Annotated in this window: 21 protein-coding genes and 2 pseudogenes; 13 read left to right on the top strand and 10 right to left on the bottom strand. The window is 64.8% G+C overall.

The genetic code is table 11. The features are described from left to right. Positions 1 to 157 precede the first annotated feature (157 nt). Entirely contained in the window at positions 158 to 1,729 is a 1,572-nt protein-coding gene (gene ilvA, locus AB3X86_RS04120) for a threonine ammonia-lyase, biosynthetic (RefSeq protein ID WP_368595031.1), read from the top strand. Positions 1,730 to 1,983: 254 nt separating this feature from the next. After that, on the top strand, positions 1,984 to 3,174 hold the full coding sequence (locus AB3X86_RS04115; RefSeq protein WP_176108393.1) for a 4-hydroxybenzoate 3-monooxygenase: 1,191 nt from the start codon (positions 1,984 to 1,986) through the stop codon (positions 3,172 to 3,174). A 35-nt stretch (positions 3,175 to 3,209) separates the two neighbouring features. Here AB3X86_RS04115 and AB3X86_RS04110 read toward each other — a convergent pair whose 3' ends face one another. Then, complete coding sequence (locus tag AB3X86_RS04110) at positions 3,210 to 4,100, bottom strand: helix-turn-helix domain-containing protein (protein WP_368595030.1); 891 nt, start codon at positions 4,098 to 4,100, stop codon at positions 3,210 to 3,212. 5 nt (positions 4,101 to 4,105) lie between these two features. Here AB3X86_RS04110 and AB3X86_RS04105 point away from each other — a divergent pair. Both AB3X86_RS04105 and AB3X86_RS04100 read left to right on the top strand, forming a co-directional pair. Next, positions 4,106 to 4,294: pseudogene (locus AB3X86_RS04105) on the top strand (hypothetical protein); the annotation flags it as partial. 159 nt (positions 4,295 to 4,453) lie between these two features. Next, positions 4,454 to 5,836, top strand: a complete 1,383-nt coding sequence (locus AB3X86_RS04100) for an MFS transporter (protein ID WP_368595398.1) — start codon at positions 4,454 to 4,456, stop codon at positions 5,834 to 5,836. A 46-nt stretch (positions 5,837 to 5,882) separates the two neighbouring features. On the opposite strand, the gene AB3X86_RS04095 is transcribed toward AB3X86_RS04100, so the two are convergent. The 5 genes and pseudogenes from AB3X86_RS04095 to AB3X86_RS04075 all read right to left on the bottom strand — a co-directional run. After that, on the bottom strand, positions 5,883 to 6,131 hold the full coding sequence (locus tag AB3X86_RS04095) for a hypothetical protein (RefSeq protein ID WP_176384842.1): 249 nt from the start codon (positions 6,129 to 6,131) through the stop codon (positions 5,883 to 5,885). 75 nt (positions 6,132 to 6,206) lie between these two features. Beyond that, positions 6,207 to 6,608, bottom strand: a complete 402-nt coding sequence (locus AB3X86_RS04090; RefSeq protein ID WP_368595029.1) for a hypothetical protein — start codon at positions 6,606 to 6,608, stop codon at positions 6,207 to 6,209. A gap of 650 nt (positions 6,609 to 7,258) precedes the next feature. Next, positions 7,259 to 8,158: a DNA-binding transcriptional regulator KdgR gene (gene kdgR, locus AB3X86_RS04085; RefSeq protein WP_368595028.1), complete on the bottom strand. Its 900-nt coding sequence runs from the start codon at positions 8,156 to 8,158 to the stop codon at positions 7,259 to 7,261. Between the two features lie 102 nt (positions 8,159 to 8,260). Next, positions 8,261 to 9,016 carry a 2-dehydro-3-deoxy-D-gluconate 5-dehydrogenase KduD gene (kduD, locus tag AB3X86_RS04080; protein WP_368595027.1) on the bottom strand — a complete coding sequence of 252 codons (756 nt, stop codon included), beginning with the start codon at positions 9,014 to 9,016 and terminating at the stop codon, positions 8,261 to 8,263. 21 nt (positions 9,017 to 9,037) lie between these two features. Then, positions 9,038 to 9,211: pseudogene (locus AB3X86_RS04075) on the bottom strand (5-dehydro-4-deoxy-D-glucuronate isomerase); the annotation flags it as partial. A 306-nt stretch (positions 9,212 to 9,517) separates the two neighbouring features. On the opposite strand from AB3X86_RS04075, the gene kdgT reads away from it, so the two are divergent. Further along, the gene (gene kdgT / locus AB3X86_RS04070) at positions 9,518 to 10,522 is read left to right on the top strand and encodes a 2-keto-3-deoxygluconate transporter (RefSeq protein ID WP_368595026.1); all 1,005 of its coding nucleotides are present in this window, start codon (positions 9,518 to 9,520) and stop codon (positions 10,520 to 10,522) included. 54 nt (positions 10,523 to 10,576) lie between these two features. On the opposite strand, the gene AB3X86_RS04065 is transcribed toward kdgT, so the two are convergent. Further along, the gene (locus AB3X86_RS04065; RefSeq protein WP_368588741.1) at positions 10,577 to 11,197 is read right to left on the bottom strand and encodes a GNAT family N-acetyltransferase; all 621 of its coding nucleotides are present in this window, start codon (positions 11,195 to 11,197) and stop codon (positions 10,577 to 10,579) included. Positions 11,198 to 11,331: 134 nt separating this feature from the next. After that, the gene (locus tag AB3X86_RS04060) at positions 11,332 to 12,777 is read right to left on the bottom strand and encodes an NAD-dependent succinate-semialdehyde dehydrogenase (RefSeq protein ID WP_176108401.1); all 1,446 of its coding nucleotides are present in this window, start codon (positions 12,775 to 12,777) and stop codon (positions 11,332 to 11,334) included. A 293-nt stretch (positions 12,778 to 13,070) separates the two neighbouring features. On the opposite strand from AB3X86_RS04060, the gene AB3X86_RS04055 reads away from it, so the two are divergent. The 5 genes from AB3X86_RS04055 to AB3X86_RS04035 all read left to right on the top strand — a co-directional run bounded on the left by AB3X86_RS04055 (position 13,071) and on the right by AB3X86_RS04035 (position 17,935). Beyond that, positions 13,071 to 13,274, top strand: a complete 204-nt coding sequence (locus tag AB3X86_RS04055; protein ID WP_007181784.1) for a cold-shock protein — start codon at positions 13,071 to 13,073, stop codon at positions 13,272 to 13,274. Between the two features lie 36 nt (positions 13,275 to 13,310). Further along, complete coding sequence (locus AB3X86_RS04050; RefSeq protein ID WP_176369188.1) at positions 13,311 to 13,721, top strand: hypothetical protein; 411 nt, start codon at positions 13,311 to 13,313, stop codon at positions 13,719 to 13,721. 380 nt (positions 13,722 to 14,101) lie between these two features. Next, positions 14,102 to 15,523: a hopanoid biosynthesis associated radical SAM protein HpnJ gene (gene hpnJ, locus AB3X86_RS04045; protein ID WP_176108403.1), complete on the top strand. Its 1,422-nt coding sequence runs from the start codon at positions 14,102 to 14,104 to the stop codon at positions 15,521 to 15,523. Then, the gene (gene hpnI, locus AB3X86_RS04040; RefSeq protein WP_368595025.1) at positions 15,520 to 16,680 is read left to right on the top strand and encodes a bacteriohopanetetrol glucosamine biosynthesis glycosyltransferase HpnI; all 1,161 of its coding nucleotides are present in this window, start codon (positions 15,520 to 15,522) and stop codon (positions 16,678 to 16,680) included. Before hpnJ ends, hpnI (AB3X86_RS04040) begins: the two co-directional genes overlap by 4 nt. 193 nt (positions 16,681 to 16,873) lie before the next feature. Then, positions 16,874 to 17,935, top strand: a complete 1,062-nt coding sequence (locus AB3X86_RS04035) for a lysylphosphatidylglycerol synthase domain-containing protein (RefSeq protein WP_368595024.1) — start codon at positions 16,874 to 16,876, stop codon at positions 17,933 to 17,935. Between the two features lie 59 nt (positions 17,936 to 17,994). Here the strand turns inward: AB3X86_RS04035 and AB3X86_RS04030 are convergent, their stop codons facing one another. Both AB3X86_RS04030 and AB3X86_RS04025 read right to left on the bottom strand, forming a co-directional pair. Further along, complete coding sequence (locus tag AB3X86_RS04030) at positions 17,995 to 19,398, bottom strand: ATP-binding protein (protein WP_368595023.1); 1,404 nt, start codon at positions 19,396 to 19,398, stop codon at positions 17,995 to 17,997. Then, positions 19,395 to 20,054, bottom strand: a complete 660-nt coding sequence (locus tag AB3X86_RS04025) for a response regulator (RefSeq protein WP_368595022.1) — start codon at positions 20,052 to 20,054, stop codon at positions 19,395 to 19,397. The genes AB3X86_RS04030 and AB3X86_RS04025 overlap by 4 nt, the downstream gene beginning before the upstream one ends. Before the next feature lie 383 nt (positions 20,055 to 20,437). On the opposite strand from AB3X86_RS04025, the gene AB3X86_RS04020 reads away from it, so the two are divergent. From AB3X86_RS04020 to hpnK, 3 genes are read left to right on the top strand one after another with little or no spacing between them, the layout of a single operon-like run. After that, a complete protein-coding gene (locus tag AB3X86_RS04020; RefSeq protein ID WP_368595021.1) occupies positions 20,438 to 20,788 on the top strand; it encodes a hypothetical protein in 351 nt (116 codons plus the stop codon). Between the two features lie 19 nt (positions 20,789 to 20,807). Beyond that, positions 20,808 to 22,073: a bacteriohopanetetrol glucosamine biosynthesis glycosyltransferase HpnI gene (hpnI, locus tag AB3X86_RS04015; RefSeq protein ID WP_368595020.1), complete on the top strand. Its 1,266-nt coding sequence runs from the start codon at positions 20,808 to 20,810 to the stop codon at positions 22,071 to 22,073. After that, complete coding sequence (gene hpnK, locus AB3X86_RS04010) at positions 22,070 to 22,903, top strand: hopanoid biosynthesis-associated protein HpnK (RefSeq protein WP_368595019.1); 834 nt, start codon at positions 22,070 to 22,072, stop codon at positions 22,901 to 22,903. Before hpnI (AB3X86_RS04015) ends, hpnK begins: the two co-directional genes overlap by 4 nt. Positions 22,904 to 22,922: the final 19 nt, after the last annotated feature.

Here is a 22,922-nt window from a genome sequence, read left to right as displayed (position 1 = left end):
GTGACACATAACCCGCCAAACGAGGCGGGTTTTTTTATGTCCGCTTTCAGGTTCATTCTCTACCTGCCTCCTGGCGAACATGCTGCGATTGCCATCGACTGATGTCGATCGCGGTTGATTCGTTGTTGCATCGAACGTTGCCACCCAGGAGCTTGCCGTGCTGTTAACCGAACTCGAACAGGCCGCCGCAGCGGCCGGGCGCGTCGCGCCGTCTCATGACTACCTGAAAAAGACCCTGACCGCGCGCGTCTACGACGTGGCACGCGAGACCGAACTCGAACGCGCGCCGAACCTGTCGGCGCGGCTGCGCAATCCGGTCTATCTGAAGCGCGAGGACAACCAGCCGGTGTTCTCGTTCAAGCTGCGCGGCGCGTACAACAAGATGGCGCATATTCCGGCCGAGGCGCTCAGCCGCGGCGTGATCACCGCGTCGGCCGGCAATCATGCGCAGGGCGTCGCGTTGTCGGCGGCACGCATGGGCGTGAAGGCGATCATCGTCGTGCCGGTGACGACCCCGCAGGTCAAGGTCGACGCGATCCGCACGCATGGCGGGCCGACCGTCGAGGTCGTGCAGTTCGGCGAATCGTATAGCGACGCCTACGGTCACGCGGTCAAGCTGCAGGAGGAGCGCGGCCTGACCTTCGTGCATCCGTTCGATGATCCGTACGTGATCGCCGGCCAGGGCACGGTGGCGATGGAAATCCTCAGCCAGCACCAGGGGCCGATTCACGCGATCTTCGTGCCGATCGGCGGCGGCGGTCTCGCGGCCGGTGTCGCCGCATACGTGAAATCGGTGCGCCCGGAGATCAAGGTGATCGGCGTGCAGACCGATGATTCGTGCGCGATGGCCGCGTCGCTGAAGGCGGGCGAGCGCGTGACGCTGAACGAAGTGGGCCTGTTCTCGGACGGCACCGCGGTGAAGCTCGTCGGCGAGGAAACCTTCCGCCTGTGCAGCGAATATCTCGATGAAGTGCTGCTCGTGAACACCGATGCGCTGTGCGCGGCGATCAAGGACGTGTTCCAGGACACGCGCAGCGTGCTCGAACCGGCGGGCTCGCTCGCGGTGGCGGGCGCGAAGCAGTACGCCGAACGGGAAGGCATCGAGAACCAGACGCTGATCGCGATCACGTCGGGCGCGAACATGAACTTCGACCGCATGCGCTTCGTCGCCGAACGCGCTGAAGTGGGCGAAGCGCGCGAGGCGGTTTTCGCCGTGACGATCCCCGAAGAGCGCGGCAGCTTCAGGCGTTTCTGCGAACTGGTCGGCACGCGCAGCGTCACCGAATTCAACTACCGGATCGCCGACGCGAACTCGGCGCATATCTTCGTGGGCGTGCAGATCCGCAACCGCAGCGAACCGGCGCAGATCGCCGGCGCATTCGAAGCGCACGGCTTTGCGACCGTCGACCTGACCTTCGACGAACTGTCGAAGCAGCACATCCGCTACATGGTCGGCGGCCGATCGCCGCTTGCGCGCGACGAGCGACTGTTCCGCTTCGAGTTTCCCGAGCGTCCGGGCGCGCTGATGAAATTCCTGTCGTCGATGGCGCCGAACTGGAACATCAGCCTGTTCCACTATCGCAACCAGGGTGCGGACTACAGCTCGATTCTGGTCGGCATTCAGGTGCCCGAAAGCGACCACGCGGCATTCGAGCGCTTCATCGAAACGCTCGGCTATCCGTGCTGGGAAGAAACGAGAAATCCGGTCTATCGGCTGTTTCTCGGCTAGTCGAAGCTCGTTTAGCGGATCGGGGTTTACCTGAGTGGACGCCACGCCGGCAGAACGAGCCGAGTGTCGTCCAAATCGCCGGAAAGCACCGTCACTCTTGCGTTTGCGGCCGATACAACGACACTGCACCGGCTCCTGCCTCACACCTTCTATCGCGCAATGCGATACGGCCTATCCGCCATATCGCATTGCCGGATAGGTGTCACGATCGTCACACTGAGCGCAAATTTCATCACCGCATTCAGGAGACGTCTATGCGCACCCAAGTTGGCATCATCGGTGCAGGGCCTGCCGGCCTGTTTCTTTCCCATCTGCTTCATCTGCGCGGTATCGATTCGGTCGTGCTCGAAACGCGCACCCGCGATCAGATCGAATCGACGATCCGCGCCGGCGTGCTCGAACAGGGCACGATGGACCTGCTGACGCAAACCGGCGTCGGCGAACGCATGAAAGCCGAAGGCGCGCTGCATCACGGTTTCGAACTCGCGTTCGACGGCAAGCGCCGCCGCATCGATCTGACCGATCTCACCGGTCAGGCGATCACGGTTTATGCCCAGCACGAAGTGATCAAGGATCTGGTCGCGGCGCGTGTCGCCGCGGGCGCCGAACTGCGTTTCGGCGTGTCGGATACGTCGGTGCACGGCATCGATACCGATAAGCCGTCGATCCGCTATCGCCACGAAGGCGCGGAGCACGAACTGCAATGCGACTTCGTAATCGGCTGCGACGGCTCGCAAGGCGTGTCGCGCCAGGCAATTCCGCAGGCGCTGCGCAAGGATTTCGAGCGCGTCTATCCGTTTGGCTGGTTCGGCATTCTGTGCGAAGGCCCGCCGTCGTCGGACGAACTGATCTACGCACGCCACGAGCGCGGCTTCGCGCTGATCAGCACGCGCTCGCCGAACGTGCAGCGGATGTATTTCCAGTGCGATCCGAAGGACTCGGTCGACAATTGGTCCGACGATCGCATCTGGGCGGAACTGCATGCGCGCGCCGATTCGGACGAGGGCCATAAGCTCATCGACGGCAAGATCTTCCAGAAGAATATCGTCGGTATGCGCAGCTTCGTGTCGACGACGATGCAATACGGCCGCCTGTTCCTTGCAGGCGACGCCGCGCATATCGTGCCGCCGACCGGCGCGAAGGGCCTGAACCTCGCGGTCGCGGACGTGAACGTGCTCAGCAAGGCGCTCGACGCGTTCTACAAGGAAAACCGCACCGATCTGCTCGACCGTTATAGCGAAACCGCGCTCAAGCGCATCTGGCGCGCCGAGCACTTCTCGTACTGGATGACCAGCATGCTGCACCGTATCGAAGGCGCTTCGGCGTTCGAGCAGCAGTTGCAGGTTGCCGAGCTCGAGTACGTGACGACGTCGCGCACGGCCGCGACGGTACTGGCGGAGAACTACGTAGGCGCCGCCGGCGCGCAGATGCAGGCGAATCTGTAAATGCCACTGCAAGCACCGCGCGATCATCGGGATCGCTAATTGATCGACAGATCCCGATGCGCGGCCGCCTGAAACTCCTTGGGCGTGACACCGGTCTGCTTGCGGAAATAGCGGCTGAAATAGGCCGCGTCTTCGAAACCGAGCGCATGCGCGATCTGTTTGATACTCGAACCCGAGTACACCAGATCGCGTTGCGCCTCGCGTATCAACTGGTCGTTGACGAGCGACAGCGGCGAATGGCCAAGCTCCTCACGACAGATGCGGCCCAGTTGCGCCGCGGTCACCCCCAACTTTCCCGCGTAAAAATCGATTGGCAGATGCTCGCGCACATGCGCGGCGATCAGTTCGCGTAGCCGTTTGATCTGCGCGGCGCGCCGGTCGTTGACGGTCGCACCCGCGCTTAACGGGGCATCGGTCAGACGCGCGACCTGCACAAAAAGTGCAATCATCAGCGACATGCCCGCGGCGATATGGCCGCGCGCGCTGCCCCGAAATTCCTGCTCCAGCAAACCGAACAACGGCATCAACGTGCGCTCGCCGATGGCCGGCCGCACGGGAATCAGCGCGGGCCGTTGCAGCACCGGCATGAGGCCCGGCGACACCGCTTTCGAAATCGTCTCCAACGCGCGCTGTGCGGCGGTAATCACGAGCCCGTCGATCTCCGGCGAAAACACGAAACCATGCACCGTTTGCGCCGGAAGCAGGATCAGGCATGGCGCTTTGATCGTGAGCTTTTCGCTCTCGATCAGCACGTAGCCCGAACCGCTGCGGATATAGAGAATCTGCAGCAACGCATCGTGCCGGTGCGCGGAGATATGCCAGTCGTTCGGCCGACTGCGCTCGACGATCCATTCGAAATTGAATGCGTCGTACCACGGCGGCCGCGCGGACTCTCCGTACAGATCATAGTTAGGGATATTTCTCATGCAGTTTGGTCTCCTATGTTCGAATTGTCCTGCGATGCGCTGCCTTTGTCCAATTTCGTCCCGAAGCGCGTGGCTATACTTTTTTCCATCGAAGACGCGGCCGAATATCGTCCGCGCGGCATGATCCAGAGAAGCGCACGCCGATCCAACGCCTCGCGCATCCCGAAGCAATCGCCAACGTGAACGGCTTTCTCATGTCGGACGCGGCCAGCCATATCACGGGCCCGGTCCTAAGCGTCGATGGCGGCTCGCACGCCGACGGCGCGGCAGGTGACCAGGCAATTCGAACGACAAGAAAATATCTCTTCATCTCAAGGAGACATAGCAATGACCAAGCAGAAAGGAGCACGCACATGAGCCGCTCCGAACGCAGTGTAGATGTGCAGGCCTTCATCGACGGACAGCGTTTCTCGCCGTTTCAGTGGACGATTCTGGTGCTGTGTTTTCTGGTCGTCGCGGCCGATGGTTTCGACACCGCCGCGGTCGGCTTTATCGCGCCGTCGCTCGTGCAGCAGTGGGGCATCGCGCGCAGCGCGCTCGGCCCGGTGATGAGCGCGGCGCTGGTCGGACTCGGCATCGGCGCGCTCGCGGCCGGCCCGTTCGCGGACCGCATCGGACGCAAGACGGTGCTGGTGCTGTCGGTGTTCTTCTTCGGGCTGTGGAGTCTCGCGGCGTCCCGCGCGACGTCGATCGAATCGTTGACCGTGCTGCGTTTTTTCACCGGCCTCGGTCTCGGCGCGGCGATGCCCAACGCGGTCACGCTGATGTCCGAGTACGCACCCGCGCGGATTCGCGCGGTCGCGGTCAATGCGATGTTCTGCGGTTTTTCGGGCGGGCTCGCGCTCGGTGGCTTTGCGTCCGCATGGCTGATTCCGAATCTCGGCTGGCCGAGCGTGCTGGTCGCGGGCGGCATCGGCCCGCTCGTGCTGAGCGTGCTGCTGATTCTGCTACTGCCGGAATCGGCGCAATTCCTCGCGGTGCGCAAGCGGGCCGATCAACGGATCGCGCGAATCCTGCAACGCATCGCGCCTCACGACCGCTTCGACGGATGCCGCTTCTTCGCGGTCGACGTGCGCCGCAATGGCGCCGACTCGCGCTCGCAGTGGGCGCTCGCGATCATCCTGTCGGCGCGCTACCGTTTCGGCACGCTGATGCTGTGGCTCGCCTATTTCATGGGGCTGCTGATTTACTACCTGCTGACCAACTGGCTGCCGACGCTGTTCAAGGACACCGGCTTCTCCGGCGAAAAGGCCGCGTTGATGACGTCGTTGTTTCCGCTCGGCGGCATCCTCGGCAATCTGTGCGTCGGCTGGGTGATGGATCGCTTCGCCGGCCATCGCGTGATCGCGTTCACCTATGTGCTCGTCGGTGCGCTCGTGCTGCTGGTCGGGCGGGGCGTCGGCCATCAGGTCTGGCTCGGCACGCTGATCTTCCTGACCGGTACGGTCGCGACCAGCGCGGTGACGTCGATGTCGGCGCTCGCGGCGAGTTTCTACCCGACCCGGGCGCGCGCGACGGGCGTGGCGTGGATGCTGGGAATCGGCCGGGTCGGCGGCGTGGCGGGCGCGTTCGTCGGCGCGGCGTTGATGGGGCTCGGCTGGCAGTTCGGCGCGGTGTTTAGCCTGCTCGCGGTGCCGGCCGTGATCGCGGCGGGCGGGGTGGTGCTGATGATGCGGCGCGAGCCGCTCGATCACGCGTCGGTCGATGACAACGTCGGCGCGATAGCGATCGAGTGAAGTCCGGCGTCGGGCGTGCCGCTACGCTCGAACAATGCGCGACCGCTCAGGTCGCGCGCAGCAACGCCATTTCGTTGTGCAGCAGCGCGAGCAATTCGTCGTCGGTCGGCCGCGTGCCCCAGTGGCGCGCGCCGGCCACCGACGCGATCGCTATCCACGAATGCGGTGGAAACCATTCGCGCACCAGCGTGCCGTCCTGGCGCAGGCACAGCTGGCCGGTCAGCTCGCTGTATTCGGCGCAGATCTGCGCACCGTCGACCTGCGCGCTTACTCGTCTCGGATCATTGCGTAGCACGTCGTCGCTCCTGTCAAAGGGGTGGCGCGAATGCAAGCGCGGCATGGTGGCGCGATTAACGCCACCTGGCTTCCATCAATGGTCATGCCCGTGACCGTGCCAGCCGTTGTCGTGCCAGCCGTTGTCGTGCCAGTCGTTGTCGTGCCAGTCGCGATGCGGGCCGCGTGCATCGCGCCATTCGTCGTGGTGATGTTCCCACTCGCGACGCTCCCAATAGCGACGACCATCGTAGTAACGATCGCCGTACCAGCCCGGCGCGATCACGACCGCGGGCGGCGGCGGAGGCGCATACACGGGCGCGGGCTGCACATAGACCGGCGGGGGCGGCGGAGCCTCGACCACGGCGGGCGCGACCGCGATGCCCGGCACACCGATATTCACGCCGACATCGACGTGCGCGAAAGCGGCCGTCGATGCGCCGATCGCGAGACCCGCGATGACGCTCAACGATATCAAGCGGTTGCGTGAAAGACTCATGATTGTTCTCTGTTGTGTGGATGTCTGCGATGGAGTGGCGAGCCGGACGCGCACCTACTGCGCGTGATGGCGCGATCAATAGCGTTCGTAGTAGTGGTCGTGATGCGGATGATCGCCGCCAGGGACGACGATACAGCCGCTCAACGCGCCGCCGAGCGTGGCGGCGAGAATGACCAATGCGAGAATTTTTTTCATGATGTTGCTCCCTGAAATCTGTGATGCGAGTGCCTGTCGTGCGAAGCGTTTCATCTAAACCGCTTTCGTTTGAACCGAACTCTACTGAGCGGCGCGATTACCGATGTGTTTGTGTGTAACAGGAAGTGTCGATTGGAGGTCGCATCGATATGTTCATGCGAGTGCGATGAACGGAGAGGGAAAGCGCCGGGGATCAGATGTCGAAATGCCGGGCGATGGTCAGGCGTGCGGGCAAACCCTTGAAGAGGCTATGAAAAAAACCGCATTGAAGCGCAGGCGATGCATGGATGCGGAGCGAAGGTTCGGCGCATCGATTGGTGAAAAAAGAAGCGAATGGAATTTCGCCTTATCTATGCCGCGCAGATACATTCGGTTGCAGACTGGTCATCGGACTCGCCATGCGTTCGTGCGAGCACGAGGAAATGACGCCACACCTGTAGCGTCATCAGGCTGTCTTACTGCGCGGCCGCGGGCTCCTGGGCGGTCGCTTCGCGATAGCCGAGCCGCGCCGAAATCGCGAGACCGGCTTCTTTGAGCAGCGCGACGTAATGCTGCTTCGTGTCGGCGCCGCAGCGCATCGTCGGAAACGAAATCGACAGACCGGCGATCACGCGGCCGAAGCGGTCGAACACCGGCACCGCGATACATTGCAGGCCTTCTTCCTGCTCCTCGTTGTCCTCGCCGTAGCCCTGCTCGCGTACGTGCGGCAGGATGCTCAGCACCGCTTCGGCGCAGGTCAAGGTTTTTTGCGTCGACTTGCGGAATTCGATGTGCGAGAGCACGTCACGCGCATCGGCCGGGTCCATCCATGCGAGCAGCACCTTGCCGATCGCCGTGCTATGCAGCGGATTGCGCCGGCCGATTCGCGACTGCATGCGCAGCCCGTAGTCGGCATCGATCTTGTGGATGTAGATGATCGCGTCCTCGTCGAATGCGCCGAGATGTACCGCTTCGCGCGTCATCTGGCCGATGCGGCGCATGTCGACGTCGGCCTCGCGCACCAGATCGACGCTTTCGAGCGCTTTCGCGCCGAGCTCGAACAGGCGGATCGTCAGCCGATAGCGCTCGGTTTCGACTTCCTGAGTCACGTAGCCGAGCGCCTTCAGTGTTTGAATCACGCGATGCACGGTCGTCTTCGACATGCCGAGCCGTTGCGACAACTCGCTGATGCCGATCTGCCCGGTGTCGCCGATCGCGCCGAGAATCGCGAACACGCGCCCGATCGACGACGCCGATTCGCCTCGCTCACCGCTGTCCGCATCCAGCGCCTTATCGAGCGCTTTGTCGCGCGCAGTGCTTCTCGCCGTGTTTCTCGCCGCGTTCCTGTCTGTTCCCGTTGCCGCCATGTCGATCATTCCCTGTCTGAGCCAAGCCGCGCCGCTGTCGCATCGAGCCGATGCTCACCCGGCGCGAGAGCATAGCGCGTCGCGCGCGCTGGTGGCGAACTCGTGCTGTCGCTAGCGCGCGAGCCAGCCGCCATCCACCGCCAGTGTATGCCCATGCACGTAGTCCGACGCCGACGAGGCGAGAAAAACCACCGGCCCCGCGAGATCGTCGGGTACGCCCCAGCGGCCGGCCGGAATGCGCCCGAGAATTTCTTCGTTGCGCTGCGCGTCGTCGCGCAACGCGGCGGTGTTCGCGGTCGCCATATAGCCGGGCGCGATCGCGTTCACGTTGATGCCCCGCGCGGCCCATTCGTTGGCGAGCAGCCGGGTGAGGCCGAGCACGCCGCTTTTCGACGCGGTGTACGACGCGACGCGAATACCGCCCTGGAACGACAGCATCGACGCGACGTTGATGATCTTGCCGCCGCCTTGCTGCCGCACGAACTGACGCGCAGCGGCCTGCGACAGAAAGAAAAGGCTCTTCAGGTTCACGTCCATCACCGCGTCCCAGTCGTCTTCGCCGAACTCGAGCGCATCTTCGCGGCGGATGATGCCCGCGTTGTTGACCAGCACGTCGATGCGGCCAAATGCTTCGACCGCGGCGCGCACGATGTCGTCGACCGATGAGGTCGACGCGAGATCGGCGCGCACGTCGGCGAAGCGACGTCCGAGCGCCTCGACGCGCGCGGCGGTCGCGCCCGCGTCCGCGCGGCTGACGCCGACGATGTCGCAGCCGGCCGCGGCGAGCGCGACCGCCATGCCGGCGCCGAGGCCGGTGTTGCTGCCGGTCACGATGGCGACCTTGCCGCTCAGATCGAAAGTATTCATTGTGGTCGGGCTCATGTTCGCTCAGCGCAACTCGCGAACCGCGAGATGGTCCATGTCGCCGAACACCTGGTTCCCACCGACCATGCCCCAGATGAACGTGTACGCGCGCGTGCCGACACCCGAATGAATCGACGAGCTCGGCGAGATCACCGCCTGCTCGTTGCGCACGACGATATGCCGTGTTTCGTGCGGCTCGGCCTGTCTCACGTCCATTGATCATTCTCCTGTCGGTATGCGGGGCGCGGTGCCGCCTTGTGCCGAGACTGTAACGCAGAATCGCAATTTCGGAACATCGGTCCGAAAACTTTTCGGCGAGCGATTGCGGCTAGAATGGGGTAATGAGGCCGACCGGGTAAACGATAGTCAGGTTTAAGAAATCAAGCGGAACGGCGTTCCTTTCATGATGCTATATTGCGCCGGACAGGGAGAGCCCGGCGCAGACCGGGACACCAACACGGGTCATTGATCCGATAACAGGACGTCACCGTCCATGGAGGAGACATGAAGATCAAGAAGGCCATCGACCGCATTCCAGGCGGCCTGATGCTGGTGCCGCTACTGCTCGGCGCCTGTGTGCATACGTTCGCGCCCGGCGCGGGCAAATATTTCGGCTCGTTCACCAACGGCCTGATTACCGGCACCGTGCCGATTCTGGCGGTATGGTTCTTCTGCATGGGCGCAACGATCGACCTGCGCGCGACCGGCACCGTGCTGCGCAAGTCGGGCACGCTGCTCGCCACCAAGATGCTGGTCGCGTGGATCGTCACGCTGATCGCGGCGCGCTTCATTCCGATCGACGGCATCAAGAGCGGGCTCTTCGCGGGGCTGTCGTTGCTCGCGATCACGACCTCGATGGACATGACCAATGGCGGTCTTTACGCGGCCGTGATGCAACAGTACGGCACGAAGGAAGAGGCGGGCGCGTTCGTGCTGATGTCGGTCGAATCGGGGCCGCTGATCAGCATGATCATTCTTGGAGCCACGGGTGTGGCGTTCTTCGAGCCGCGGCTGTTCGTCGGCGCGGTGCTGCCGTTTCTGATCGGCTTTGCACTGGGCAACTTCGATAGCGAGCTGCGCGAGCTGTTCGGCCGCTGCGTGCATCCGCTGATTCCGTTTTTCGGCTTTGCGCTCGGCAACGGCATCGATCTGAACGTGATCGTCACGAGCGGTTTGCCGGGCATCGTGCTGGGGCTTGGCGTGATCGTCGTGACCGGCGTGCCGCTGATTCTGGCTGATCGCTGGATCGCGGGCGGCAATGGCGCGGCGGGGCTCGCGGCGTCGTCGACGGCGGGGGCGGCGGTCGCGAATCCGGCGATCATCGCCGACATGATTCCGAGCTTCAAACCGCTGGTGCCGGCCGCCACCGCGATGGTCGCCACCGCTTGCCTCGTGACCGCGATTCTGGTGCCGATCCTCACGGCGCTGTGGGTGCGCCGGCATCATCCGCGCGGCACGCTGCGCGAGGAGTTCGCCACGGTGACGCAGGCCGCGCCGCTCAATGAGTAGCGCTATGCACCTGTTTGAATGAGTCAGTAGCGGGGCAGGGAGCTGGCGCGCCGCTCAGCGCGCCAGCTTCGTTTCGAGCATCGCTTTCACCGCGGGCCATTCGTCGTCGATGATGCTAAAGCGCACCGAGTTGCGCTTGCGCCCATCGGGCATGATCCGCTCGTGCCGCACGATGCCTTCCTGTTTCGCGCCGATGCGCAGGATCGCCGCGCGCGATCTGTCGTTGAGCTCGTCGGTCGTGAATTGCACGCGCACGCAGCGCATCACGTCGAATGCGTGGCACAGCAGCAGATACTTCGCCTCGGTGTTGACGACCGAGCGCTGCGCCGAGGCGGCGAGCCACGTATGGCCGATTTCGAGCTTGCGGTTCGCGCGATCGATCTTCCAGAACCGCGTGCTGCCGACGATGCGGCCGGCGCCGTCATTCCCGTCATCCTCGTCACGCCGCACGATCACGAACGGCATCACCCTGGCGGCAGCGCGGCCGGCGAGCGCCCTGGCAATATAGGCATCGATCGTCGCCGGGCCCGGCACGACGGTTAGCTTCATGTCCCACAGTTGCCCATCGGCGGCGGCGTCGACGAGCGCCTGCGCGTGGTCCTCGCGCAGCGGCCGCAACTCGACGAACGAGCCGCTCAGCGTGGGTTGCATCGATTCCGCGGAGATATCGTTCATGGCAATGAAAAAGGTCCGCGAGCGGAACACTCGTGGACCTGGCAGACCGGTTGATCCGTGCTCGGGAACGACGCGAGCGGCAAAGCCGCGGCGCCGTTACCGAAGCGCGCGATCAAGGTGATCAAATCAGGTGATTAAACCGACATCACCGTGACAGCCTTGGTGACGAGGTAGGCTTCCATCGCCTCCGGGCCGCCTTCCGAGCCGTAGCCGGAATCCTTGACGCCGCCGAACGGCATTTCCGGCGTCGGCGTGGCGGGCTGGTTGATCCACAGCATGCCGACTTCCATGCGCTGCGACAGCAGATGCACGTTGGCGAACGACTTCGTATACGCGTAACCGGCGAGGCCGTACGGCAGACGGTTCGCTTCGGCGATCGCTTCTTCGAGCTTGTCGAAGCCGCGGATCGCGGCGACCGGGCCGAACGGCTCGTTGTTGAACACGTCGGCTTCGAGCGGCACGTCGGTCAGCACGGTGGCCGCGAAGAAGTTGCCTTCGGTACCGACGCGTTCGCCGCCCGTCGCGACCTTCGCGCCGGTCTTGCGGGCGTCGTCGACGACCTTGGCCATCGCGCTCAGACGGCGCGCGTTGGCGAGCGGTCCGAGCGTCGTGCCTTCGGCGAGACCATCGCCGAGCTTCAGGCTTTCAGCGTGCTTGACGAGCGCCGCGGCGAACTCTTCGCGGATGCTGTTGTGCACGAGGAAGCGCGTCGGCGAGATGCAGACCTGGCCTGCGTTGCGGAACTTCGCGGCGCCGGCTGCCTTGACCGCGAGCGCGACGTCGGCGTCTTCTGCGACGATCACCGGGGCATGGCCGCCGAGTTCCATCGTCGCGCGCTTCATGTGCGAACCGGCCAGCGCCGCGAGTTGCTTGCCGACCGGCGTCGAGCCGGTGAACGTAACCTTGCGGATCACCGGATGCGGGATCAGGTAGCTCGAGATTTCGGCCGGATCGCCGAACACGAGGCCGACCGTGCCGGCCGGCACGCCGGCTTCGACGAACGCCTGCAGCAGGGCCGCCGGCGACGCCGGGGTTTCTTCCGGCGCCTTCACGAGGAACGAGCAGCCGCAGGCGAGCGACGCCGACAGTTTGCGCACGACCTGGTTGACCGGGAAGTTCCACGGCGTGAACGCGGCGACCGGTCCGATCGGCTCCTTCAGCACTTGCGACTGCGCGGCGAGGTTGCGCGACGGCACGATGCGGCCATACACGCGGCGGCCTTCGTCCGCGAACCATTCGATGATGTCCGCGGCCGCCAGCACTTCGACGCGCGCCTCGGCGAACGGCTTGCCCTGTTCCTGCGTCATCAGGCGGCCGATGTCGGCGGCGCGCTCGCGCACGAGAGCCGCAGCCTTGCGCATGATGGTGGCGCGCTCGTTGGCCGGCACCTTGCGCCAGGCTTCGAAGCCGCGCTGCGCGGCTTCGAGCGCGCGGTCCAGATCGGGGATGCCGGCATGCGCGACCTTGCCGATGGCCTGGCCGGTCGCGGGGTTGATCACGTCGAGGGTCTTGCCGCTGGCGGCGTCACACCATTCGCCGTTGATCAGAAGACGGGTATCGGTATAGCTCGAGATGGCCATGCTGGGTTCCTGTGAGAGGGAAAACAACAGGCCGCGTGGTTGTGCGGCACGGGGCGGCACACCTACGCGGCCATGAATGAATTGCCGATATCAATTATCTTATCTGATTGCGGGCAATCGCACCGGACGCGGACCGCGGGCGTCCGCTCGTGGCATGCGGTTTGCTGAGGCTTGGCACCGGAGCGACTCTGCGGGTCACGCCGAGGTGCCGCGTCAGCGCCGCACGAAACGCCTGCGAAACGCAGCGCTTCATCCATTCAACCGCTTTTACAGCGCATCACGAGGACATCGCCATGCCAACCGGAACAGTGAAATGGTTCAACGACGCGAAGGGCTTCGGCTTCATTACCCCCGATGACGGCGGCGAAGATCTGTTCGCGCATTTTTCGGAGATTCGCTCCGAAGGTTTCAAGTCGTTGCAGGAAAACCAGAAAGTCAGCTTCGAAATCAAGCAGGGGCCGAAAGGCAAGCAGGCGGCCGATATCAAGCCCGTGTGACGTCGGCATGGCGGTTCATCCGCATGCGAGGTAACGATGGATAAGGACGCCGCCTACGCGGAGATCGAGCGCAATGGCGGCGCCGCCTATGCGAAGACCTTCGCCGCGCGCTATCCCGACGAACCGCTTACACCGTTCTGTCATCGCTATCTGTTCGAACAGGCGCAGCGCGCGGAAGCGGAGCACGACGCGGCCGCGGCCACGCACGACGACGAGCGCGGTTTCGCGCTGAGGTCGCTCGCGCGCATGGAGGCGTCGTCGCATATCGCGCAGGCGGCAGCGAGCGCGTCGCGCGACGCGGCGGCCGCCGCGCACACTTCGGCGCGCGCGGCGCGGCGCTCGGCCTTCTGGACCATGATCGCCGCGCTCGCGTCGGCGACGGGCGTAGTGGTAAACGCGGCCCTCAATCTCGGCTGGCTCGAATGGGCAAGGCATCTTGCGCAATAAGCGACGCGTCGGGCCGCGCGTTCGCGCCCGTGAATGCGATATGCATCGGAGGCGCCAGTGGGGCTAGCCCGCAAACCACCCGACAACCTATGCATGTACCACACCGATACGACATCGATGCGACACGGCTACACGAGCGCGTCGATCGCACAAATCGACCCCTCGGAGCATGCCGCGGACGGTCTGAACGCAGTATTATTCTTCAGGTTTCCTTCAGCTTTGCTCCGTACTATTTGCGCCACTGCCCGTGGCCTTTCAGGACCGCGGCCGCCGCTACGTGCGGCTCGAGCACAGGCTTTCACGACCTGCATTCGGGCAATGGAACAGATAGATTCCTGACTGAAAACTGAAAGCGCCTATAAAGGCTTGCTGGAGCATCCATGAAAACTCTGTTCTTGCAGGCGCCGTCGTACGACGGCTTCGATGGTGGCGCGGGTTCGCGCTATCAGGCCAAGCGTGAAGTTCGCTCGTTCTGGTATCCGACGTGGCTCGCACAACCCGCCGCACTCGTTCCCGACAGCCGCGTGCTCGACGCAACGGCAGACGGCCTGTCCGTCGAAGCAGCTCTCGACATCGCTTCGCAATACGAGCTGGTGGTGATTCACACCAGCACGCCATCCTTCCCGACCGACGCACTGTTCGCCCAGGACCTCAAGAAGCGCAAGCCGTCGCTGCTGATCGGCATGGTCGGCGCGAAGGTCGCGGTCGATCCGCATAATTCGCTGATCGCGACCGAGGCCATCGACTTCGTTTGCCGCGAGGAATTCGACTACACCTGCAAGGAAATCTCCGAGGGCAAGCCGTTCTCGCAGATCCTGGGCCTGAGCTATCGCGCCCCCGACGGCTCGATCGAGCACAACGAAGCGCGCCCGATCCTCGAGAACATGGACGAGTTGCCGTTCGTCGCGCCGATCTACAAGCGTGATCTGACCATCAAGAACTACTTCAACGGCTACCTGAAGCATCCGTACGTGTCGCTGTACACCGGCCGCGGCTGCCGCTCGAAGTGCACGTTCTGTCTGTGGCCGCAAACGGTCGGCGGCCATCGCTATCGGGTGCGTTCAGTCGAGAACGTGCTCGAGGAAGTGAAGTGGATTCGCGACAACATGCCCGAAGTCAAGGAGATCATGTTCGACGACGACACGTTCACCGACTTCAAGCCGCGCGCCGAGGAAATTGCGCGCGGCATGGGCAAGCTGGGTGTCACGTGGTCGTGCAACGCGAAGGCCAACGTGCCTTACTCGACGCTGAAGATCATGAAGGAAAACGGCCTGCGCCTGCTGCTGGTCGGCTACGAGTCCGGCGACGACCAGATCCTGCTGAACGTCAAGAAGGGTCTGCGCACGGACATCGCGCGGCGCTTCGCGCAGGACTGCCGCACGCTCGGCATCAAGGTGCACGGCACCTTCATTATCGGCTTGCCCGGCGAGACCCAGGAAACGATCCAGAAGACCATCGAGTACGCGAAAGAGATCAATCCGCTGACCATCCAGGTGTCGCTCGCCGCGCCGTATCCGGGCACCCGGCTCTATCACCAGGCGGTCGAGAGCGGCTGGCTCGCGGAGAACAAGGTGATCAATCTCGTCAGCAAGCAGGGCGTGCAACTGGCGGCGATCGGCTACCCGCATCTGTCGCGCGACGAGATGTACCACCAGCTCGAGAACTTCTATAAACGCTTTTATTTCCGGCCGTCGAAGATCTGGGAGATCCTGCGCGAAATGCTGACGAGCTGGGACATGATGAAACGGCGCCTGCGCGAAGGCGTCGAATTTTTCCGCTTCCTGCGCGCGCACGAGGCGTGAGCGCCGTACACATCGCCGCCGTCACGCTCGCGTACGCGTGCGCGGCGGCGACTGTTGTCGGCATCGGCTATACCGTGCTCGCGAGCGCGCTGATCGGGCGCTTCTTCGCGAGGCCGGTGGCCGTACCCTCCAGTTTTCCACCCATTACGGTTATCAAACCGTTGCACGGCAACGAGTGGGCGCTGCTCGATAATCTGTCGAGCTTCTGCGCCCAGGATTATCCGGGGCCCGTACAATTCCTGTTCGGCGTGCACGACTCGGCCGACCCCGCGCTGCGAACCGTCGACGAACTGCGGCGCCTGCATCCGCGGGCGGACATCGCCGTGGTCGCCGATGCGCGTCTGTACGGCCCGAACCGCAAGATCAGCAACATCCTCAACATGCTGCCGCAGGCGCGCCACGACGTGCTCGTGTTCGCCGACAGCGACGTGTGCGTCGGCCCCGACTATCTGCGCAACGTGATCGGCGAATTGCAGAAGCCGGGCGTCGGGCTCGTCACCTGCGCGTATCGCGGCCAGCCCGATCCGGGATTCTGGCCGCGGCTGTCGGCGATCGCCACCAACTACCAGTTCCTGCCGGGCGTCGTCACCGGACTCGCGCTCGGGCTCGCGCGCCCGTGCTTCGGTCAGACGATTGCGATGCGGCGCGACACCTACGAGCGGATCGGCGGCTTCAAGCCGTTCGTGCGGCACCTGGCCGAAGACTACGAAATCGGCGCGGCGGTGCGCGCGGCGGGCGAGCAGGTCACGATTCCGCCGTTCGCGATCGCGCATGCCTGTGTCGAAACGAGCGCCGCGCAACTGGTGACGCACGAACTGCGCTGGAGCCGCACCATCCGCCGCATCGATCCGCTCGGACACTTCGGCACCGCGCTCGTGCATCCGTTGCCGTTCGCGCTGCTCGCGCTCGCGTGCTCGGGCGGCGCGCCGTGGGCGTGGCTGCTCGCGGCAGTGACGGTGCTCGCGCGTGTCGCGTTGAAGTGGCGCGCGGATAGGGCGTTGCGTCAGCGCTGCCGCGATCTGTGGCTACTGCCGTTATGGGATATCGTATCGTTTGCGATTTTCGTCGCGAGCTTCCGCTCGTCGCGGGTGATCTGGCGGGGCTTCAGCTTCAAGGTCGACGGCGACGGGCTGCTGTCGGCGGCACAGGACGAATGACGAACGAACGGCAGATTGGGCGGGCAATGAGCGAAGAAGGATCGAGCGGGCGACACAGCACCGCACTCGAGACGCACGGCAGCGGCCCGGCGGCACAGGCGGCGGCGCACTCGGCAACCCATACGGCAACCCATACCGCGGCACGCGGCGTGCGGCGCATCAGGTCTATCCTGGTCGCATGCGAGGTGCCCGCATGATGAAGCATCTGGGCCGCGCGGCCGCGCTCGCGGGTTTGCTGATCTCTTTGTGGCTGGTCTGGCGCGAAGATCCGCGCGCGGTGCTCAGCGCGTTGCGCGCGGCCGGCGCGGGCCTCGTGCTGGCCGCGTTGGCGCACGTGCTGCCAATGGTCGCCAACGCCTGCGACTGGCGCTCGCTGATTCGCGGCGCGAATCGCCCGAGCTTCGGCAGGATGATGCATCTGGTATGGGTGCGCGAATCGGTCAACTCCATGCTGCCAGTCGCGCGGATCGGCGGCGAACTCGTGGCGTTCCGCATGTTCAAGCGCTGGGGCGTCCGGCCATCGACAGCGGTCGCCAGCACCATCGTCGATATGCAACTGACCTTGATCAGTCAGCTGATGTTCACGATGGTCGGCATCGGCTTTCTGTTCGCCAACGCGCAATCGGGCGCGCTGCGGCTTGCCGGGCAGCTCGCGTGGGGCGTGGTCGCGTTGACGCCGCTGCTATTGCTGTTCGGGCTCGTGCAGCATGCGAATCCGTTCGAGCGCATCACGCGCGTGGCAAACAATATGACGAGCGGCAAGCTGACCGCGCTGGTCGGGCAGTCCGCGCAGATCGATCAATCGATCAAAGTGATCTGGCGACGCCGCGCGGTCGTGCTGCGCTATCTGTTTTTCTGGCAGCCGCTGCAATGCGTGCTGACCTCGCTGGAAATCTGGCTCGCGCTGTATTTCCTCGGCGCGCGCGTGACGCTCGTCGAGGCGATCGTGATCGAATCGCTGATCCAGGCGGTCAGCAGCGCCGCGTTCTTCGTGCCGGGCGGTCTCGGCGTGCAGGAGGGCGCCTTCGTACTGATTGGCGGCGCACTCGGGCTCGATCCCGCCACCTGTCTTGCGCTCGCGGCCGCGCGGCGCATTCGCGATCTGCTGGTGTTCGTGCCGGGCCTGATCGCGTGGCAGTTGTTCGAGGCGTCCGGCGGCGCGCGGCCGCATGCCGCGCCGCACGGGGTGGGCGCCGGGCTGGCCAAACAGCGTTCGGGCGTCGCTGACGTGAACCGCGGCGGCGAGCGGCGCTGAGCGATCGGCGCGCGGTTTCCGCTTCCCGCTCGCGTCTTCGACGCGCATACCGCGCGCCGTCAGCGCGGCGCGCGATAGGCCGGAAACGACACCCGCACTGCAAGCCCCTGGCCCCCGATTCCCGCGCCTAGCTGCAGACTCGCGCCGAAATGCTCGGCGATCCGCGCAACGATCGACAACCCCAGCCCGCTGCCGGTCGCCTGATTGCCGGTCGCGCGGAAAAAGCGGTTCGTGAGGCGCGCGAGATCGTCTGGCCCGACGCCTGGACCGTCGTCCCGCACGCTCAGCTGCACGTGCTCGTCGGCATGGCGCACCGCGACTTCGATATTGCCCCCCGTACGTCCATACTTGATCGCGTTGTCGAGCAGATTGTCGAGCAGGATGCCGATCAGCACCGGCTCCGCATCGATCTCGGCGAGCATGTCGCCGACCAGCATCACGTTGATGTGCTTTTGCTGCGCATTACGCCGGTTCGCGAGCAGCGTATCTCTCGCGATCGCGGCCGGCTTCACCGGCTCGGTGGGCAGCTTCTCCTGCACGTCGAGCCGCGCGAGCAGCAGCAACTGCTCGGCGAGCCGGGCGCTGCGATCGACGCCTTGCACGACGCGCTCCATCGCGAGCCGCTGCAGCCCGATGTCGGGCTCCGCGAGCGCAACCTGCGCCTGCACCTTGATCGCGGCGAGCGGCGTCTTCAGTTCGTGCGCGGCGTCGGCGGTGAAGGCGCGCTCGAGTTCGAGCGCATGCTGCAGACGCGCGAGCATCTGGTTGATCGCATCGACGAGCGGGCGCACCTCGAGCGGCGTGCGGCCGATGCCGACCGGTTCCATGCGGTTGATGTCGCGAGAACTGAGCGCGGCCGATAGCACCTTCAGCGGCGCGAGGCTCCAGCCGATGCTGAACCACACGAGCACCGCGAGCACCGGCAGCGCGATCAGCGTGGGCCGTGCGATGCGGCTCGCGATTTCGCTCACCAGGTCGCTGCGGGTATTGGCCGGCTCGAACACGCGCACGCTGTGACCGAGCACGGTCTCGCGCAACGTGAACGAGTGATAGAGCTCGCCGACCAGCATCACGTCTTGCGAGCCGCTCGCCGGCGGCAACGGCAAATCCCACGCGGCCAGCGCGTGCAGTTGCGGGCTGCCTGCCAGCACGACGCCGTCGGCCGAGCGCACCTGGAAAAGCGCATCGCGCGGCAGGGTGTCGTCGTCATCGTAGTTGTTCGCGCCGGCTTCGCCGTTTCGCTCTTCTTCGCGCAGGTCGATGCGCGCATTCGCGAGCGTCATCAGATTGGCCGAATCGAGCAGCGCGAGCATCTGCGCGAGTTCGGCGAGGCGGGCTTGCTCCCATAGGCCGACTTCGCGCGTCGCCTGCCGGTAGCTCGACACGAGCGCGCCGCCCCAGACGAGCGCGATGCTCGCCAGCACCAGCAGCACGAGGCGCCGCCGGATCGACGGACCGATCATTCTTTCTCCATCACATAGCCGATGTTGCGCACGGTCTTGATCAGATTTGCGCCGAGCTTCTTGCGCAGGTTCGACACATGCACCTCGATCGCATTGCTTTCGATTTCTTCCTGCCAGCCGTACAGGCTTTCTTCGAGCCGCGAGCGCGACTGCGGAATGCCGAGATTGGTCAGCAGTTGCAGCAGAATCGCCCATTCGCGCGATGTAAGCGGCACGCGCGTCTCGTCGATCTGCACTGTTTGCGCGGCCGGATTCACTGTCAGATTCTGGTAACGAATCAAATCGATACTGCGACCTTGTGCGCGGCGCAACAGCGCGCGGCACCGCGCGACCAGTTCGGTGAGATCGAACGGCTTGCCGAGATAGTCGTCGGCGCCCGCTTCGAGACCGCCGACGCGATCGACGACCGTGCCTTTCGCGGTCAACACCAGCACCGGCACGTCATTGCCGGCGTCGCGCATGCGTTTGAGCAACTCCGTGCCGCTCACGCGTGGCAGGCCGAGGTCGAGTACCACCAATGCATATTGAGTCGTGTCGAGCGCGAGGCCGGCCTTGTGGCCGTCGCGTGCCCAGTCGACCGTGAAGCCGGCCTGGCGAAGGCCCGCTTCCACACCGCAGCCGATGAGCTCGTCGTCTTCTACGAGGAGTAAGCGCATGAGGCAAATATTCCATGTGAGGATTTATTGCATAACGTCCTGCATTTTTATGCAAGCGGCATTGATGCGTCTATACGAACAATCCGCCGGTGTTTCGAAGTGTAACCACGCCGTTCGTTAGCCGCTTTATGCCATGCCGATGCTTAAGGTTTCCTTCAGCTTGAATCGATACCATCGACGCGCTATAAAATGGTCGTCGCAGATCGTGATGCATGTGCGAGACCAGGTTGTCGTCAGGCCATCGCAACCTGATCGTAAGGACTTCGATGGAGCGACGCGCGAGGCATTCTTTATGCTGGTCGATAGCGTCAATGGACGGTATCGACGAGTCCCGCCCAATGCCAGCATCCGGTCAGGCTGCAAGGCCCCGCACGAGGCACGTTATGAAGCGAGTCACCATCGACATGCTACGAGCCCATTTGCTAGTCGCGTCTCTGACCGCCGCAGGCACCGAAGCGCTGCTGTGCATCGCGCTGCCTGTACTGCCGGTCTCTGACGCTTTTTTCGCTTCAGCATCGTTCAGGCTGTTCGCGCTCGCGCTGATCATCGGCGGCGTGGTGATTGCGCGCGAATTCTCCCAGGTCGCCTTCGAGCTCGCGGTGCGGCGCGACTACGCGATTCGCGCTGCTCGCGGCGCATGGCCCGCCGTGATCTCAGCGAACTGTCCACGCCGGTGGCTCGTCGTGCTTCACCTCCGGCTAACGGGGCAACCGTTCGTGCTGGCCGAGCACTGACGGATACGGACGACACACGATGGCGGCCCACGCGTTGATTGCATGTCAATGGCTTCTGTTGGCCGGCTGCGTTAGCGCTTCGATCTACACGGTAGCCGCCGCGCTCGCCATGCCGTTTTTCACCGCGCGGCATAAATCGAACCATCATGGCGGCAGGGCGGTCAATGGCGCGTACGGCGGTTCGCTAGTGGGTTCGTCCGATGGACCAGGCGGGCCGTTCGCGCAGGTCGGTGTCAGCGTGCTGAAGCCGCTGTGCGGCGCCGAGCCGCGTCTCTACGAGAATCTCCGGACCTTCTGCGAGCAGCGGCATGAGCATTTTCAGCTGGTGCTGGGCGTGTCGTCGCCGCACGATCCCGCCATCGCGGTGGTGCGCCGCTTGCAGGCCGCCTATCCCAAGTGCGACATCGAGCTCGCGATCGACACGCGCGTACACGGCAGCAATCTGAAAGTCAGCAACCTGATCAACATGGCCGCACGCGCTCGCCACGACGTGATCGTGATCGCCGACAGCGACATCGCGGTCGACTCCGACTATCTCGACAGCGTCGCCGCGCCGCTCGCGGACCCGAGCGTCGGCGTGGTCACGTGCTTGTACGTCGCGCGCGGCGTCGGCGGCTTCTGGCCGCGCGTCGGTGCGCTGTTCATCAACGAGTGGTTCGCGCCGTCGGTGCGGGTCGCCCATGCGATGGGCTCGCGCCGCTTCGGTTTCGGCGCGACTCTCGCGTTGCGGCGCGCGACGCTGGAGCGCATCGGCGGCTTCGAGGCGCTGAAAAACTGCCTCGCCGACGACTACTGGCTCGCCGAGCACGTGCGCGCTCTCGGTCTGCAAACGGTGCTGTCGCGGGTGATGGTCGCCACCGACGTGATCGAGCCGACCTTCGCGGCGCTGTGGCAGCGCGAAACGCGCTGGCTGCGCACGATCCGCTCGGTCAATCCGCCGGGTTTCGTGTCGCTGCTGATCACATTCCCCACACCGTGGCTGTTGACGAGCGCAGGGCTGACGGTGTCGCTCGCAACCTGTGCTCACGCGCCGTTCGCGGCGGTGGTCGCGAGCGCGTCGGCGACCGCGCTCTGCGTTGGTGCGCGCCTGCTGCTGCATTTGCGTGCGGCGCGCCGTGCGCGCACGTTCTGGCGCGATCTGCCGCTGGTACCGTTGCGCGATACGCTGCTCGCGCTTCAGTGGCTCGTCAGCGCGTTCGGTTCGCACGTCGTGTGGCGCGGCGAGCGCATGCGGCTCGGCACGCCGTCCGCCGAGCGCAGCGGCCGGCTGGACAGCCTCACGTGACAGCGCGCGGCAAACCGGCCCAACCGCGCGGACTGATCATCACCGCCGACGATTTCGGCCTGCATCAGCGCGTCAATTTCGCGGTCGAGCGCGCGCATCGCAAGGGTGTGTTGCGCGCCGCGAGTCTGATGGTCGGCGCGCCGGCCGCCGAAGACGCGGTTGCGCGCGCGCATACGCTGCCGGAACTGCGCGTGGGCCTGCATCTGGTGCTGGCCGACGGCGCCGCGCTGGCGCCGCGCGAGCAGGTCGCCGCGCTGCTCGACGAGAACGGCCGCTTCGGCAGCAACATGGTGCGCGACGGCGTGCGCTTCTTCTTTCTGCCGCACGTGCGCCGGCAACTCGCCTACGAAATCCGCGCGCAATTCGAAGCCTTCGCCGCGACCGGCCTCAGGCTCGATCACGTGAACACGCACAAGCATTTTCATCTGCATCCGACCGTGCTCGGCCTGATCCTCGACATCGGCCGCGACTACGGCATGAAGGCGATGCGTCTGCCGTTCGAAGCGAACGCGCCGCTGTGGCTGCGGCCGTGGGTCGCGCACGTGAAGACGCGGCTCGAGCGCGCGGGGATCGCGCACAACGACTACGTGGTCGGCATTGCGGCGAGCGGGCGCATGGACGAGGCGAGCTGGCTCGCCGCGCTCGCGAATCTGCCGCATGGCGTCGGCGAAATCTATTGTCATCCGGCGCTGGCCGGTGACGCGCTGAGCGAGGGCATGCACGACTACCGGCATGCCGACGAGTTGCAGGCGCTGTTGTCGCCAAAGGTGGCCGCCGCGATCCGCGCGCTCGGCGCGCGAGTCGGCGGGTTCGCGGATGTGCTTGCGTAGCGTCATGCTTCGCGAAACG

Origin of the sequence: Paraburkholderia sp. BR14374 (assembly GCF_040948685.1) — a bacterium.
GTDB lineage: Bacteria > Pseudomonadota > Gammaproteobacteria > Burkholderiales > Burkholderiaceae > Paraburkholderia > Paraburkholderia youngii.
This window is presented reverse-complemented; position numbering and strand designations above follow the sequence as displayed.